This window comes from Coleofasciculus sp. D1-CHI-01 (genome assembly GCF_040218875.1).
In the GTDB taxonomy this organism is placed as follows: domain Bacteria; phylum Cyanobacteriota; class Cyanobacteriia; order Cyanobacteriales; family Coleofasciculaceae; genus Coleofasciculus.
Map to the genome: position 1 here is coordinate 1 of NZ_JAVJQP010000072.1, position 15,261 is coordinate 15,261.

General features: G+C 45.6%; 13 protein-coding genes. 7 read left to right on the forward strand and 6 right to left on the reverse strand.

Features of this window, described 5'->3' with window-relative positions; genetic code table 11:
* The 4 genes from RIB93_RS13075 to RIB93_RS13090 all read right to left on the reverse strand — a co-directional run.
* Positions 1-1,550: MFS transporter (locus RIB93_RS13075; RefSeq protein WP_446373198.1), on the reverse strand; the 1,550-nt coding region annotated here is incomplete at its 3' end.
* Between the two features lie 154 nt (positions 1,551-1,704).
* Positions 1,705-2,040: a DUF760 domain-containing protein gene (locus tag RIB93_RS13080; protein ID WP_446373199.1), complete on the reverse strand. Its 336-nt coding sequence runs from the start codon at positions 2,038-2,040 to the stop codon at positions 1,705-1,707.
* Positions 2,041-2,340: 300 nt separating this feature from the next.
* Positions 2,341-3,165 (reverse strand): HAD-IIB family hydrolase, encoded by an 825-nt coding sequence (locus RIB93_RS13085; protein WP_446373200.1) that lies wholly within the window; start codon positions 3,163-3,165, stop codon positions 2,341-2,343.
* Positions 3,166-3,275: 110 nt separating this feature from the next.
* On the reverse strand, positions 3,276-3,413 hold the full coding sequence (locus RIB93_RS13090) for a hypothetical protein (protein WP_446373201.1): 138 nt from the start codon (positions 3,411-3,413) through the stop codon (positions 3,276-3,278).
* 316 nt (positions 3,414-3,729) lie between these two features.
* On the opposite strand from RIB93_RS13090, the gene RIB93_RS13095 reads away from it, so the two are divergent.
* The 3 genes from RIB93_RS13095 to ygfZ all read left to right on the forward strand — a co-directional run bounded on the left by RIB93_RS13095 (position 3,730) and on the right by ygfZ (position 7,145).
* Positions 3,730-4,131: a hypothetical protein gene (locus tag RIB93_RS13095; RefSeq protein ID WP_446373202.1), complete on the forward strand. Its 402-nt coding sequence runs from the start codon at positions 3,730-3,732 to the stop codon at positions 4,129-4,131.
* A 235-nt stretch (positions 4,132-4,366) separates the two neighbouring features.
* Positions 4,367-5,950: a hypothetical protein gene (locus tag RIB93_RS13100; protein ID WP_446373203.1), complete on the forward strand. Its 1,584-nt coding sequence runs from the start codon at positions 4,367-4,369 to the stop codon at positions 5,948-5,950.
* A 130-nt stretch (positions 5,951-6,080) separates the two neighbouring features.
* Positions 6,081-7,145 (forward strand): CAF17-like 4Fe-4S cluster assembly/insertion protein YgfZ, encoded by a 1,065-nt coding sequence (gene ygfZ, locus RIB93_RS13105; RefSeq protein ID WP_446373204.1) that lies wholly within the window; start codon positions 6,081-6,083, stop codon positions 7,143-7,145.
* A 151-nt stretch (positions 7,146-7,296) separates the two neighbouring features.
* Here the strand turns inward: ygfZ and RIB93_RS13110 are convergent, their stop codons facing one another.
* The gene (locus RIB93_RS13110; protein WP_446373205.1) at positions 7,297-7,731 is read right to left on the reverse strand and encodes a (2Fe-2S) ferredoxin domain-containing protein; all 435 of its coding nucleotides are present in this window, start codon (positions 7,729-7,731) and stop codon (positions 7,297-7,299) included.
* A gap of 557 nt (positions 7,732-8,288) precedes the next feature.
* Here RIB93_RS13110 and chlP point away from each other — a divergent pair.
* Positions 8,289-9,512: a geranylgeranyl reductase gene (chlP, locus tag RIB93_RS13115; protein ID WP_446373255.1), complete on the forward strand. Its 1,224-nt coding sequence runs from the start codon at positions 8,289-8,291 to the stop codon at positions 9,510-9,512.
* A 402-nt stretch (positions 9,513-9,914) separates the two neighbouring features.
* Positions 9,915-10,460, forward strand: a complete 546-nt coding sequence (locus RIB93_RS13120) for a hypothetical protein (protein WP_446373206.1) — start codon at positions 9,915-9,917, stop codon at positions 10,458-10,460.
* A 161-nt stretch (positions 10,461-10,621) separates the two neighbouring features.
* Here RIB93_RS13120 and RIB93_RS13125 read toward each other — a convergent pair whose 3' ends face one another.
* On the reverse strand, positions 10,622-11,551 hold the full coding sequence (locus tag RIB93_RS13125) for an Rpn family recombination-promoting nuclease/putative transposase (protein ID WP_446373207.1): 930 nt from the start codon (positions 11,549-11,551) through the stop codon (positions 10,622-10,624).
* An 856-nt stretch (positions 11,552-12,407) separates the two neighbouring features.
* On the opposite strand from RIB93_RS13125, the gene bchL reads away from it, so the two are divergent.
* Entirely contained in the window at positions 12,408-13,274 is an 867-nt protein-coding gene (bchL, locus tag RIB93_RS13130; RefSeq protein ID WP_446373208.1) for a ferredoxin:protochlorophyllide reductase (ATP-dependent) iron-sulfur ATP-binding protein, read from the forward strand.
* A 212-nt stretch (positions 13,275-13,486) separates the two neighbouring features.
* Positions 13,487-14,890, forward strand: coding sequence for a ferredoxin:protochlorophyllide reductase (ATP-dependent) subunit N (locus RIB93_RS13135; RefSeq protein ID WP_446373209.1), 1,404 nt, complete (start codon positions 13,487-13,489; stop codon positions 14,888-14,890).
* Positions 14,891-15,261: the final 371 nt, after the last annotated feature.

The window sequence follows — 15,261 nt, forward strand, 5'->3', positions numbered from 1 at the left end:
CTATCTCCCCTATCTCCCCTATCTCCCCTATCTCCCCTATCTCCCCTATCTCCCCTATCTCCCCTATCTCCCCTATCTCCCCTATCTCCCCTATCTCCCCTATCTCCCCTATCTCCCCTATCTCCCCTATCTCCCCCATCTTCCCTATTCCGGCGTTCGATGAGTTTTAGGAGGATTTCGCCATGGAAGGAACGACTAATCGGATAGAAGTACGCCCAAGCTAAACCGCCCATGAGGACAATAGCGGGAATCGGACCAATCAACAGACGAATCGTCCACAACGCTGATTCTGGTTGAGTCGTGGGTAACTGTTCAGATGTGCTGGAGATAAACCCCGACATATCTAAGGCTTTACCCACGAGGAATAGTGCGATCGCGACGGCAATTTTGTGTATTTGTACAACTAATCCGTAGAAAATACCCTCCCGTCGTTGTCCGGTGTTAAGTTCATCGAAATCAACAACATCAGGAAGCATTGACCAGGGTACAATATAAGCCGTAGACAAACCCAGCCCCACAAATACCGCCAGAACATACATTAATCCCACTTGATTGGGTTGTAAAAAACACAGTCCCAGCAACGCGCATAAGCTAAACGGGATACCCATGCCATAGATAGCCCGTTTACCCACACGTTTCGCGATCGCACTCCAGACAAATGTCATACTTAGGGCTGTCCCTTGAACGGTTAGCGCGGTTTGGGTAAAGTGGTGATCCGGTAATCCCATCCAATGAATCACAAAATAGGGGAGAATCGCCGCCGTTGTTTGCAGACTTAACCAAGAACACAAATAAATCCCAATTACACAAATAAAAGGGAAGTTACTGAACGCAATCCGAAACTGTTGGGTGATGGGTAAAAAAGATACTTGAGTCACGGATTCCCGTTGGGCTTCGATTTGCTTATAACGCTTATAGGTTCCCCAAACACAAAGGAAAATCGCTAACGTGGCGACGATTGCACAAATTGTTCCCAGAATCCGATACTCTTGAGACGGATCATCAAATTGGGCAAAAATAATCTGGGCTAAACCCAGGGAGAAAATACTCGCACCGATACTAAACGCGGCTTTAACGCCAATTAAACCAATGCGCTCATCATAGCTTTGAGTGAGTTCAGCCGCTAACGCATTATGGGTGAGAACAACCGAGGTAAACGCGGCATAAAATAGAATCCCAATTCCGCCATAATAGGCAAACAGTAGCCATTGATTCGAGGTAGGCGGAACAAACCACTGTAAGCTAAAGCCAATCCCCAAGGGAATCGCCCCGATCAGCATCCAGGGGTAACGCCGCCCTAAAGGAGAACGAGTGCGATCGCTCAAATACCCGATCATCGGATCATTAATCGCATCCCAAACCTTGCCAATCAGCAAAACACTCCCCGCCAAGGTGGGATTTAACCCCGCGACATTGGTGAGGAAAAACAGCAAGAAAAAGACTAAGATATTACCCGGAATCTCTCCTCCCAGTTCTCCAACTCCATAAGCGAGTTTGGTGGGCAAATTCAAGGGTTCACTGGGAGTTTTCTGGGGAAAAGGGTTAGCCATCAGGGAATTTTACCACTCATTTTGAGTGATCATCTCACTTCTGATGGCAGATGACAAGGTTGTCCTTTGTCCTTTGTCCTTTGTCCTTTGTCCTTTGTCCTTTGTCCTTTGTCCTTTGTCCTTCGTCCTTCGTCCTGAGTTCACAGGTTATCAATTAATGATCATGCATTTCTGCGACTTTGTGCAGCGACGTTTCAAATTCCATGCGTTGTTGAGCATTGCGGAGAAAGTAACCATTCATCATCGCAGAAACTAATAACCGACTCAGATTTTCGCGGTTAGTTGTAACAGTGACATTAAAATGTTCGTGAGGGAGTGTGCCTAACATTCCGATTAAGTTGCGTTCCATCACCTGAACCACTTCCGGATCGGGTTTAGAGAGTTGGGCAACGGTTTCTGGATGCAGAGACTGGACATATTGCCAGAGTAAGTTACCGCCTTCGCCTTCGTGATCAAATAATTCTGGAACTCGATTGGGCAGATTGTTCATGGTGATAATTGAAAATGGGTAGTGTCGTTTGCTTTCCTATCTCTTATCTCTTCTCTTACTTTAATCAATCTCTTAGCCGTCGCCTAGTGAGTGCAACCGAACACCTGTGGCGGATTTTACGACGTGATCAACTATATACTCACATTAAATAGGTGGACACAATAAAAGCTAACGGTGAAAATCGTCATTTGTCATTTGTCATTTAGTCGGGGCGGGTTTAGTTACATCTGGGTATAACCAAAAAAATAGTAGTGAAACCCGCCCCTACACACTCTCCCTCATCTTCCCCATCTTCCCCATCTACCCTTGCTCCCCCCAGACAACCTCTCTTACCGCTTCCGCCCAACCCTGAGAACCGGGTGCGGGTGCGACTTGCCATCCTTTACCGGATAAGCCGGGATGAATGCCTTTATTTCCAGGAACAATTACCGGACTATCCACCGCTTCCAGCATCTCCAAGTCATTGGGACTATTGCCTAAACCCAGGGTAGTAATTTTGGCATCGGGTCGAGCAGATTGGTAGGAATCTACTAACCACTGTACCGCTTTTCCTTTACCTGCTCCAGCACCAATCAAATGACAAAATCGATCGCCAACAACTATCCGGTATCCTAAGTCTTGTACAATTTCGTTAAGGCGTTCTGGTGTTACCTTCTTAGGAGTCACAAAGGGTTCGGTAAACTCCCGCGCCTTGGCTTGTTTGGCTTCATCGGAGGACAACCCTGTCAAGTTACAAATCTCGGCTTCACTCATATCCCCAAATCCCTGCAAGGGTTCATTGAGGGCGGTGGCTATTTTCTCTAATCCAAGTCTTGCTTCAGCATAAGTACAACCTAAGCGATGCAGATAATAATCCCCCCATTGGTTACTTTTGGGTAAGGTTAAGTCGTTATGATCGAGGGGAACAAAGATACCGCTACCATTTTCCACAATAAACGGATCATTGATTTGTAGGGATTGGCGTAGCGTTTCGACTTCTAGGCGTGTCTTACTGGTAACCGGAATAACCGGAACCTGATTATTCTTTAAGGTATTGAGAACTGGAATAGCATTCTGATAACTGTAAGTCTCAGAATCTAGAAATGTGCCATCTAAGTCGGTGAAAATGATTAAAACGTTTGTCATTCGTCATACCCAATTTGGGTTAGGTACCCCGATTATAACTCAGTTCGCGCAGGCGGACTACCCTTCGGGAAGGCTTCGCATACATTTGTTTAGCTGCGATTTCAATCGCCCTAGCAGGTAGTCATTTTTCCGCCATAATCATAATACTGATCAATTAATTTCAGAATCTCCTCATAATCAAAGTTATCAGCAAGTTCCAACACCTGCGTAACAAAGGCAAGATAGTTGGGAGCATCCCAATTTGGCACGTTGGCTCTTTGAATGGGGCTGAAACCCTTACAAATCTGTTACATTAGGAAATGTAATCTCACTTATGCAAGCTAGCTATGTCAAGTACATTTTTTATCGGTTTGCTTGTGCAAGTCAGGTTGACCCATATCCAGGACGCGATCGCAAACCCTTCCTCTTGCTCCACAATGACTCTGACTTTTGTCAAGTACAATTTATACTAAATTAGATAAGCTTACCCTGTTGAGGCTGGTTAACAAAACCAGCGTGGACGTGCTGTTTTGTTGTGTCCGACTACTTAGAATATTTTGGTTTATTTAGTAGATTAACAAGAACATGGAACGTGGTTTACTCTGGTTACCCTTACTCGCTGTATTTATTTGGCTAGCTTGGTCAGGTTGGAATGAATATCAAAAAGTTGAGGCATATCGTGTATGGGCAGAACAATTTGAACGGGCAAAATATGATATTTATGCGGTACTGGGACAAAAGGGGAAGAATCTGACCTGGGGAAAACCGACTCGTTCGGGTCCGGTGGATATAGAAACATTTTCTCTGAATGATGTCCAAAGCATTAAACTGGTAGTTGATGGGCAAATTGTTACCTTAGAGAATCCGCCCAAAAAAAGTCGCGCGATCGCACTAGAGTTTCTCCTGCCAGAATCCACGATTCAGGTTCCGTTTACCGAAATTCCTCTGGCGGTGGAGTGGGGCAATTTTCTCCGGAATTATAAATGAAATGGCTTTTATCGGGGCAAATTGAACCAAGTAGCGATTAAGACTAAGTAGGGTAAAGGTGCGTTACGCTTCGCTAACGCACCCTACAAATAGGTTGCCCATTTCCTGTCTCGTGACGTAGTTTGATTGACGCTTCGCGAGGAATACAAATGACCAATGACCAATGACCAATGACAAAAAGGAACGTTAACCACTAAAATTCGTCTTGATAAATAATAGTTCTGGTGCTTTTTCTATGAAACCTATCTTACCTATTTTTGCGATTATCGGATTACTCCAGAGTTGCACCACCCCGGTGAACATTTCCTCTCAAGCCATCAGGAATCCCGCTAATTGCCCTAGCCAAACTGAACCCGTACCGATCGCCTCTGCTAATGATCAGGGAGTGTATCAGCAATTTGACTATCATATTCGCGATATTATTACAGATGCTGATACGATTACCTTCCAGACGCAGCAGTATGATATTGTATTTTGCCGATTTGACCGCACTTGGACGGTAGAACCGGGAACCTTAGCGAGTGAAGCTGAGACGACGGATAATCCGGAACAATTCCAAGAAAATCTGCAAAATCCCCCCTATCAAACTATTGAACTTAACGGAAAATCTTATCAATATCGCGTCATTCTCGAACCGAATCCCTTTGGCAATGAAGCCCAAGGAATTGAACCCGAAACGGTTGTCTTTGAACTGATTACTCCCAATAGCGAACAACCCCAACGTCACCCCCTCTATACTTTAGACCAGGTAAGGCAGGCTGAAGTCGGATTTTCCTTGGGAGTTCCTCGAATTACCTCCGCCCTCAGTTATGCCGATCGCCTATTTTGGTCAGTCGCATCGGAACAAGGGGAAGGATTTAGTGGTATCGCCACGATGGTTGGTTACAATCCCGATATGAATGAGTTGGTGGTGATTCAACCTGAAGAAATCCAAGGGCAACAAATTACTGATTTTGTCATCGCCGGAGATCCTAGCAATCCAGTCTTTTGGCTGGGAACTCAAATCAGTGGCGAAGGGAATCCCTATTTATCCGGAATGGGATTAGTCGCCTATCGTCCTTCTCCCCCGAGTCTCAAATCCGGAACAATTACCTCTTACACCGTCCGCAATAGTCCGATTATTGGGGCAATTCCTGATCAACTGCACTTAGAAGGCGATCGCCTCTGGGTGGGAACTGGAAACGGGGTTTGCCAGGTTCGTTGGCAAGGGGCAGATAATCCTGGAAATTGGTCGTGTTGGCGATTTGCAGCAAAGGCGAAACTGCCGAGTCAGGGATTGCCGATTTACCGCCGTTTATTAGCGGAAACTCCAGCCGTTACCCTTGACCCAGATCAGGTGGGAGACACGGTAGAGGTGTTATGGTGGTCTCCATTGGACTACCAAACCCAAAAAGGGCGGTATGAAGTTCGGTATGAGGATGGCTTTACCGTCACCTTAGACGAGGGGACGAGTTCTTGGTCTGAGAAATATGGGTCATCATGGCAACCTCGTCCCTGGCAACCGCCTCTATACTGGGCAGGACATGAATGGCATTGGCAAGGCGATCGCTTTGTGCGCGGTTTTGATCAAGTCGCCCTAAATTTCTTTGGTGGTGGACCTCTGGGAATTGTATCCGATCAGGATCAATGGACAGGGGAAAAGCCTGCCAATATGAACGTCTTGCGGGGTGATCTGGAAGTATTGGAATTAACAGAAACGACCACTAAGCTGAATTACCATTCAGGTTGGGTGGAGGAAGAGTTCCTCAATCCTTATTTCACGGTAGTACCCCAAAATCGTCCCTTCAATCCTCGTTCCAATCCTTTGGATGATCTTTGATCATAGATGAACTAAATAGAAGTATAAGTAGGTCAGTGGAAATAAACTGAACCACGTTAAATTCTGTTCATCTTTTACTCTACAATTTTGATTAACCAAGCCGTATTGGGTTAACCACAGGATTTGATGTATGAGCCAAACCTTACAAGAGATGCAGCGTATTGCCGGAGCAACGTTTGAGCCAGTTGCCCAAGTGCCAGTACCAAGTAGTTTCGGGAATGATACAGCCGCCCTACAAGCAGCGCGTCAAGGGGTGGCTTTAGTTGACTTATCCCATTGGGGATTGCTGAAAATCTCTGATGAGGATAGACTGCGCTTTTTGCATAATCAGAGTACCAATGATTTCCAAAACCTGAAACCGGGACAGGGTTGTGATACCGTGTTTGTGACCTCAACTGCCCGTACTATTGATCTGGTCACCGCTTACGTCACGAAAGAGGCGGTATTACTATTGGTATCCCCCAATCGGCGTCAACAGTTACTCGAATGGCTTGATCGCTATATCTTTCCCATGGATCGGGTGGAATTGGCGGATATCTCCAATGAAACTGCTATTTTTAGTCTAGTTGGATCTGACTGTGATACCCTTTTGACCAAGCTAGGTGTCCAGTTGCCGATTGGTGAGGCATACCCCAGTCATCAACATCTCACGCTGAATGATATAGAGGTGCGAATGGCTAGAGGAAGTGGTTTAGCACTCCCCGGATATACCCTAATTGTTCCCGCCAGCGATGCGGCAAAGCTATGGCAAACCTTAACTACAGCCGATGCTATACCAATGGGCGATCGCGTTTGGCAGCAGTTGCGAATTGAACAAGGACGTCCGCTTCCTGATTATGAACTAACAGAGGATTATAATCCCCTAGAAGCGGGGTTGTGGAGTACGATTTCCTTTGAGAAAGGATGTTATATCGGTCAGGAAACGATCGCGCGATTAAATACTTACAAAGGCGTCAAGCAGCAATTGTGGGGAGTGCGTTTACCAGCACCTGTGGAACCGGGAACTGTAGTCACCGTGGATGGGGAAAAAGTGGGTAAGTTAACCAGTTGTACGCCAACGGAACAAGGTTACATCGGTTTAGCCTATATCCGTACCAAAGCTGGCGGCGTTGGGCTTAAGGTTCAGGTGGGAGAGGTTGAGGGTGACGTTGTGGATGTTCCCTTTTTGACCCACGAGTACCCTGGAAATCAGTAGGGGCGGGTTTAGCCTTTAATTGTTGTATCCTACCGATAACCTTTCAACAAAACCCGCCCTTATTTCATTCTGCTTCTCGAAACCGCTATTTACCCAACAGCCTGATCTTGGAGTTGGGTTTCCTTGCGTTTTCCCAACCTACAAACAAAGGTCAATAATATTTCCGATAGAGCATCGCCTTCACAGGTTGTCCGTCTTTAATATGCCGTTGTACCACTGTCGGGACTTCATCGGGGTGAACCCGACAATACCATGTTTCTTCGGGCAGAACCACGACCATCGGACCATTGCCACATTCTCCCAGACAAGGGCTACCGCTCACTGTCACCCCATTAACAGGTAAAGCCTGAAATGCTGCCAGGACTTTGGCTGCACCTTGTTTGCGGCAAGTACGGTGCTGACATACCAGTATTTGTCTTGTCGGTTGTTGGGACAAGGGTGGTGCTGACTTATCAGTATGGGACTCAACAGTTGTCTTAATTTTGACACTCACCCGGTTAAAACACGGCTGATTCTTGGGCTGATTCTGCCTCTGGTTATCCACTTCAACAAATTGAATTGGTTTACCTTTGGTCTTACGAAGCATAACTTGAGCCAATTAGCTCACTCCTCAAGCTTAAATTTCCGATTGTCCCTCGGTATTCTCACTGCCTTCACAGGTCTTACATGATGCGGGTCTATCCCAATGCATAAATCAGCCTCTAGCTCCACAATTTATGCAAATTTCAATCCCCTTCTCTCGTTGGAGGGGAGTCAGACGAACTTGAACATCCTCTTAGGTCGAGAGCGTACCCAACACAGTTTAACTGTATACCAGCATAGCAAGTATCATCCGCAAGAAACGGACTGGCGAATAAATTCGCTGGCTGGACGATTTACTTCGTTTCATCCCTCGGTTAAAACGCGAGGAAGCCTGCACTATCACTATCACTATTCTGTAACGATGCAGATACCTTTGCTGGGACAAAGGACAAAGGAATGACCAAGGACGAAGGATCAAGGACAACGGACAAAATATTAAGCTTTGTGAAGGTAATTGTTAAGCTGTGTTTCAAAATGAGCCGCGATCGCACATTGGGGATGAAATCGCCAAAAGTCCGTGATACCATGCAATCCGTACCTCGAAAACGATTGGGAGAAAAAATGCCTGCACTAAGGGTTGCGGTTGTTGGTTCAGGACCTGCTGGCTCGTCTGCCGCAGAGACTCTAGCAAAAGCTGGAATCGAAACCTACTTGTTTGAGCGTAAGCTAGACAATGCTAAACCCTGTGGCGGAGCCATTCCGCTCTGTATGGTTAGTGAATTTGACCTGCCACCTGAAATTATTGATCGGCGAGTCAGAAAGATGAAGATGATCTCGCCATCGAATATAGAGGTGGACATCAACCTGATAAAAGAAGACGAATATATTGGCATGTGCCGCCGGGAAGTCCTAGATGGCTTCATGCGGAACCGCGCTGCCAAGTTGGGTGCAACTTTAATTAATGGCACTGTTCATAAACTCGATATTCCCACAAGTAATACACAACCCTATACCCTTCACTACGCTGACCATTCCGATGGGAGTCTCAGTGGTGTACAAAAAACCCTGAAAGTAGACCTAGTGATTGGTGCTGATGGCGCGAATTCCCGCGTGGCTAAAGCAATTGACGCTGGGGACTACAATTATGCGATCGCGTTCCAAGAGCGGATTCGCCTGCCAGGGGACATGATGAACTATTATGAAGACCTGGCAGAAATGTATGTAGGTAACGACGTTTCTCCTGACTTCTATGCTTGGGTTTTCCCCAAATACGACCACGTTGCCGTTGGCACGGGTACGATGAAGGTGAACCAAGCCAAAATTAAAAAGCTACAGGCAGGGATTCGCGCTCGTGCAGCCAAGAAACTCGTCGGTGGTGAAATCATCAAAGTAGAAGCACACCCGATTCCAGAACATCCCAGACCTCGCCGAGTCGTTGGTCGGGTGGCGTTAGTTGGAGACGCAGCGGGAACGGTGACGAAATCGTCTGGCGAAGGGATTTACTTTGCCGCAAAATCCGCGCGGATGTGCGCCGAAACCATTGTCGAAACCTCCAATGGCGGAACTCGCATTCCCACGGAAGATGACCTCAAGCTTTATCTCAAGCGCTGGGATAAGAAGTATGGCATCACCTATAAGGTGCTGGATATTCTGCAAACGGTCTTCTATCGGTCTGATGCGACTCGTGAAGCATTTGTGGAGATGTGTTCAGATCTAGATGTGCAGCGACTCACGTTTGACAGTTATTTGTACAAAACGGTTGTACCTGCTAATCCTTTAGTGCAGCTTAAAATTACTGCCAAGACGATTGGTAGTCTGTTGCGCGGAAACGCTTTAGCACCGTAATCATTCCTTTTGTCATAACCCCAAGGGCGGCGGGGACGTGCATTCGCTTTAAGAATGTTCACCTAGCCGCCCTAATTATCTATAGTCAGATGTTAAATATTAAGTTCTGATAAAGCTGATCGAGAGATCTATAAAGTTTTTGTAAAATTGACCGATTTTTATTGTCAACCCGCTAATTAGGGGTTTACTATAAAAGTGCTGGTAAACTCAACTCACTTATTCAACCAGCGAATTCTATACAGAAGCACTAACTGAACTGTCTATCTTTGAAGAAATATTCCTTGGGAGTCCCCTCTTTTCTAGTAAAAGGGGGGATTCTTCGTTGTGGCGTTCTTTATTGAGGAGAGCTTGCTATTTCACGTTCAATATAGTACATTTGTACCAAATTACAGCGTGATCCTCATGAAAACACTGCAAGCCGGACTTCAATTCCTGCGTTCCCAGTTCATGCAGCGTCAACCCCCTCGCGTCTTAAAAAAGCCACCTCGCAGGCGTTACCGTTCCCCTTACCCAGTTCCCCGAAAGGCAATCAAGGCACCCCCTCAACCCGTGAAGTCTCAACCGCCTTTATCCTTTGAGCTTCAATCGTCTGTACGGATGCTACAGCAACGAACTAGAGACGGCTGGAAACGGTTAGAGTCTCAAGCCTTCCACATCAATCAGCTATCGACAGAGTTAGAAGCCGCGTTGCGAGAACTTAAAGCGATCGCGTCACAAGTGAATGCGGATTGGAAAACACTCCAGAAGATGCAGCATTCGTCAACACAGGCGATTATTCCTAACATCTGTGAATATCAGATCACGAAGTTACCTTTGGTGCAGTACAAACCATCGGGTGCATTTCTACTGACGACGCGATCGGTAGATTTATTCAAAGCTGAACGGGAAGCCATCCTATTAGCAAAAGTCTTGCGGCGTCGTACTCGACGTAAACGATTGAAACGTTAGTTCGGTTGCATAAAAGAACAAGCTAGAGGACACATCCTTTTAGTGTGAGCATCTTGCTCGCTACTAATACCCAATTAAAATGCGTGACAGCTTATCCGTAGTGCGAGCATCTTGCTCGCTACAAGGAAGTTAACCAAGGTGATTTGGTACAGTAAACCTGATTAAGATGGCGAATGTTCGTCTAACCAACGTTCCAAATCCTCCAAACGATTTAAATCTAAAATCTCCTCGGTTAAATTTTCTAAGTCTTGCAAAGGCAAACGTTCAACCTTGGTACTTATCACCTCTGGTACTTCTCCAAAACGCTTGTTAAGTAGACGCATAACTAGAGCGATCGCTTCTTGCAAACGTCCTTTCTCTCTTCCTTTTTCTTCCCCTTGTTCTGCCGCATACGTTATCCGCCCTTTCTCATCTTGCAACATGATCCCCCGCCGTTCCACAACTTCTAACTCTTCTACGGTCATTTTGGCTTGGTTGGCAATGTTTAAAGCCAGTTCTATCTCAGACACGTCTCCCAAATTATTAGGAATATTATCGAGACTAGCCGCTTCTTTTAGAAAGTAAATCCACTTATCGCTTAAACTGGTTAACTCTGACAAGCTTTTCTTGAATTTCGGTAGCTCCACGAAGATTAGCTGCAATTCTGGATCAGGATATTCAAAGTTTTTGTTTTTTTCCTGAAAAACAAATTGATTGATCACATCTGGGGTGTTATTAAACAGGATGAAATCTGTAATCGTTACGCCGATCACTGGATTGAGAATCAGGTAATTTTCCCCAATCCCTAACTGATTGCTATAAGCTTTGCTCAGATTGTAAACAATTCGTTTGCTAAAAGCTGTTACCCGCGCTATTTGCATTTCAATAATAACAACAGAACCGTTAGCTAAAACAGCTTTTATGTCTAAATAAGTATCTTTTAGAGTTATTGCCTGACCTGGATTATAAGGATTGGCAATTGTCAAGGATTGAATAATTTTGTCTCCATTATAAATAATGGCATTGAGGAAACTGATTAAAACCTCTTTGCTTTGTTCTGAGCCGAATATTTTTTTAAAGGCATAATCGACTTTAGGGCTGATAAATTTCATGGTTTTATTCCTGTTGAATCTAAGGTTAAAGGAGGGCTAGTAATCTTATTTTAGTAGTAAACAAGCGTCGTAGCTTTTCTATTGGGTTGTGGTTATCCTGATGCTATCAAAAAAACAATAAAACAATAGGGAACCTGGCGCGTGCGTAGGGGCGGGTTTCACGATTATCTTTTTAGTTGCACCCAGATGCGACTAAACCCGCCCTGCCTTTCTCCGGTGAACGATCTCAACATCATTGGTTTTTCGAGCATCGGTATATTTATATCGCAACCATAGGCTTTAACCTATGCCAGGGCTTCCTGATCGCGGCGAGTGTCATCACTGCCACAAAAATTAATCTTTATTTACAACAATCTTGCCGGAGTTCGCCAAACCTGCGATCGCACGTTCTCTAAGTGACGTAAATTAAGGGTTTTTGGGGATCAGGGAGTCTCAGGGTTAGGGAATGCGATCGCGTCAAACCCCATCTATATCCCCGATTTCCCGTCAGCGTTGAGCTGGAGTTAGATCACTAAGGTGAGCCAGCTTAGTCAGGCTAGAAGTCAATTAGCCGTATTTTTGCTTTTGTTCACATTTATATAAATAAAATACACAAAACTATAATAATTTGCTTAAATTGGCTTCAGAGTCACTCTGAAGCTATAAAAGCCTTTAAGCATTGATAGGCGTGATTGGATGGATACTTAAACCCCATCTCATTCCAACTCCCCCTTTCATTTCTCAGGGAGTTATGTCAATAATGCGATTAGCAGGCAGCAAGCAACGGCTGACGACTCAGCCCAAACCTAGATGCCAGCTCATTTAATAGCTACGACAACATTTCAGTTTTGATCCAAACGATAGGAGACAACGAAGCGTGAAACTCTCAGTTTATGGAAAAGGCGGTATTGGTAAGTCCACAACAAGCTGTAATATCTCCGTAGCTTTAGCCAGACGCGGCAAAAAGGTGTTGCAAATTGGTTGCGATCCGAAACATGACAGCACCTTTACCCTGACAGGCTTCTTAATTCCCACGATTATCGATACGCTTCAGGAAAAGGATTATCACTACGAAGACGTTTGGCCCGAAGATGTTATCTATAAAGGCTATGGCGGCGTTGATTGCGTCGAAGCAGGTGGACCACCCGCTGGTGCAGGTTGCGGTGGCTATGTTGTCGGTGAGACAGTGAAGCTACTGAAAGAACTTAATGCGTTTGACGAGTACGATATAATTCTATTTGATGTTCTCGGTGACGTAGTTTGTGGGGGATTCGCTGCGCCTCTGAACTATTCCGACTACTGCATGATTGTTACCGATAACGGCTTTGATGCGTTATTCGCGGCGAACCGAATTGCGGCGTCTGTACGTGAAAAAGCCCGCACCCACCCCTTGCGCCTCGCTGGGCTGATCGGCAATCGTACCTCGAAGCGGGATCTGATCGATAAGTATATTGAAGCTGTACCCATTCCCGTGTTGGAGATTCTGCCCTTAATTGAAGATATTCGCATCTCTCGGGTTAAAGGGAAAACCATTTTTGAAATGGCAGAAACTGATCCGTCTCTGACACCTGTGTGTGATTACTATCTGAATATTGCAGATCAAGTGTTGGCACGTCCAGAAGGTGTGGTTCCCAACGACTCCCCCGATCGCGAGTTGTTCTCCTTGCTGTCTGACTTCTACCTGAATCCCCAACAACCCAAGGTAAAGTCAGAGGAAGAAGAACTTGACCTGATGATGGTGTAATTGGTCTTTTGTCCTTTGTCATTGGTTATGACGTTGAGACATTGGGTTAAGGGCGGGTTTTGTTGATAGTTATCGGTGACAAGTCGTTTGAGTGGCTAAACCCGCCCCGACAACCCGCCCCTACACTTGTGGCTGAATCCAGCCCTACCCTAAGACGTTGGACTTCTTATAGATAGAAACTTTCCTGAGAAACGAGAAGAGGAGAACTTTTTATGACTGCGCTTCAAAACCCCCAATCCCTAGAGTTTGAATGCGAGACTGGAAATTACCATACATTTTGCCCGATTAGCTGTGTAGCTTGGCTTTATCAGAAGATTGAAGATAGTTTCTTCTTAGTGATTGGCACAAAAACCTGTGGTTATTTCCTACAAAATGCTATGGGGGTGATGATTTTCGCCGAACCTCGTTATGCGATGGCGGAATTGGAAGAAGGAGATATTTCTGCCCAATTAAATGACTACGAAGAACTGAAGCGGTTATGTTTACAGATTAAGCGCGATCGCAACCCGAGTGTAATTGTCTGGATTGGCACTTGCACCACCGAAATCATTAAGATGGATTTGGAAGGGTTAGCGCCGAAGTTGGAAAGCGAGATTGGCATTCCCATTGTGACAGCGCGGGCGAATGGGTTGGACTATGCCTTCACTCAAGGCGAAGATACAGTCCTCGCGGCGATGGCGCACAAATGTCCGAAAGAAGCACCCAAGGTAGAAGCGGAAAAAGAAGAACGGAATGCGATTTCCAAACTACTCAACTTTGGACGCCAGAAAGAAGACGTTGCTGCTGAAGAATCGGAGTATGTGGATCATCCTCCCCTGGTACTATTTGGATCGTTACCTGACCCCGTGGTAACCAACCTTACTCTGGAACTGAAGAAGCAAGGAATTAAAGTTTCCGGTTGGTTACCCGCGAAGCGGTATACTGAACTTCCAGTAATTGAAGAAGGGTATTATGTCTCTGGTGTCAACCCCTTCTTAAGCCGCACTGCGACAACCTTAATGCGTCGCCGTAAGTGTAAATTAATTGGCGCACCGTTCCCCATTGGTCCCGATGGAACTCGCGCCTGGATTGAGAAGATTTGTTCGGTGTTTGGAATTGAACCGAAAGGATTAGATGAACGGGAAGCGCATATTTGGGAAAACCTGGAAGAGTATGTCAAGTTAATACGGGGTAAATCGGTATTCTTCATGGGGGATAACTTATTAGAAATTTCCCTGGCTCGTTTCTTAATTCGCTGCGGGATGAGTTGTCCAGAAATTGGTATTCCCTATATGGATAAGCGGTATCAGAAGGCGGAATTGGATCTGCTGGAGAAAACCTGTCAGGAGATGGGAGTCCCGACACCAAAAATTATCGAGAAACCAGATAACTACAATCAAATTCAGCGAATTTATGAGTTGAATCCGGATTTGGTAATTACCGGAATGGCACATGCGAATCCTTTAGAAGCGCGAGGAATTAATACCAAGTGGTCTGTTGAGTTTACATTTGCTCAGATTCACGGCTTTACCAATGCGCGGGATATTCTGGAGTTAGCCACTCGTCCTCTACGCCGCAATAACAACCTCAAGGATTTGGGTTGGGATAAGTTGGTGAAAGAAGAAGCGAAGGTTTGATCTCTCCTCCTTTGAGATCGCTCCTACCCCTCGGATTCCGAGGGGTTTATTTGTCGTTCGTAGTAGCCACTTTAGTGGCTGAAAAAGGTCTATCGATAACTGTTCAGCAATAAATCAAGGTGATCAACCGCGTTATCCTAAGACAGGATTAGATTTCCGAGGGAATTTCCAGAGAACGCGATCGCGATCGCACCGTTCGTAGTAGCCACTTTAGTGGCTGAAAAAGGTCTATCGATAACTGCTTAGGGATAAATCAGGGTGATCAACCGCGTTATCCTAAAACATGACTGGATTTCAGAGGTAATTTCAATAGGACGCGATCGCACCGCTGTTGAATCTGCTGTAATTGTAGAGGACAGGAACTATCACAG

What these genes read in the sequence shown, in the direction of transcription:
- RIB93_RS13095 (WP_446373202.1), top strand. Translation starts at nt 3,730, where the DNA reads ATGGAACGTGGTTTACTCTGGTTACCCTTACTCGCTGTATTTATTTGG.
- RIB93_RS13080 (WP_446373199.1), bottom strand. Translation starts at nt 2,040, where the DNA reads ATGAACAATCTGCCCAATCGAGTTCCAGAATTATTTGATCACGAAGGC.
- RIB93_RS13135 (WP_446373209.1), top strand. Translation starts at nt 13,487, where the DNA reads ATGACTGCGCTTCAAAACCCCCAATCCCTAGAGTTTGAATGCGAGACT.
- RIB93_RS13125 (WP_446373207.1), bottom strand. Translation starts at nt 11,551, where the DNA reads ATGAAATTTATCAGCCCTAAAGTCGATTATGCCTTTAAAAAAATATTC.
- chlP (WP_446373255.1), top strand. Translation starts at nt 8,289, where the DNA reads ATGCCTGCACTAAGGGTTGCGGTTGTTGGTTCAGGACCTGCTGGCTCG.
- RIB93_RS13100 (WP_446373203.1), top strand. Translation starts at nt 4,367, where the DNA reads ATGAAACCTATCTTACCTATTTTTGCGATTATCGGATTACTCCAGAGT.
- RIB93_RS13110 (WP_446373205.1), bottom strand. Translation starts at nt 7,731, where the DNA reads ATGCTTCGTAAGACCAAAGGTAAACCAATTCAATTTGTTGAAGTGGAT.
- RIB93_RS13120 (WP_446373206.1), top strand. Translation starts at nt 9,915, where the DNA reads ATGAAAACACTGCAAGCCGGACTTCAATTCCTGCGTTCCCAGTTCATG.
- ygfZ (WP_446373204.1), top strand. Translation starts at nt 6,081, where the DNA reads ATGAGCCAAACCTTACAAGAGATGCAGCGTATTGCCGGAGCAACGTTT.
- RIB93_RS13085 (WP_446373200.1), bottom strand. Translation starts at nt 3,165, where the DNA reads ATGACAAACGTTTTAATCATTTTCACCGACTTAGATGGCACATTTCTA.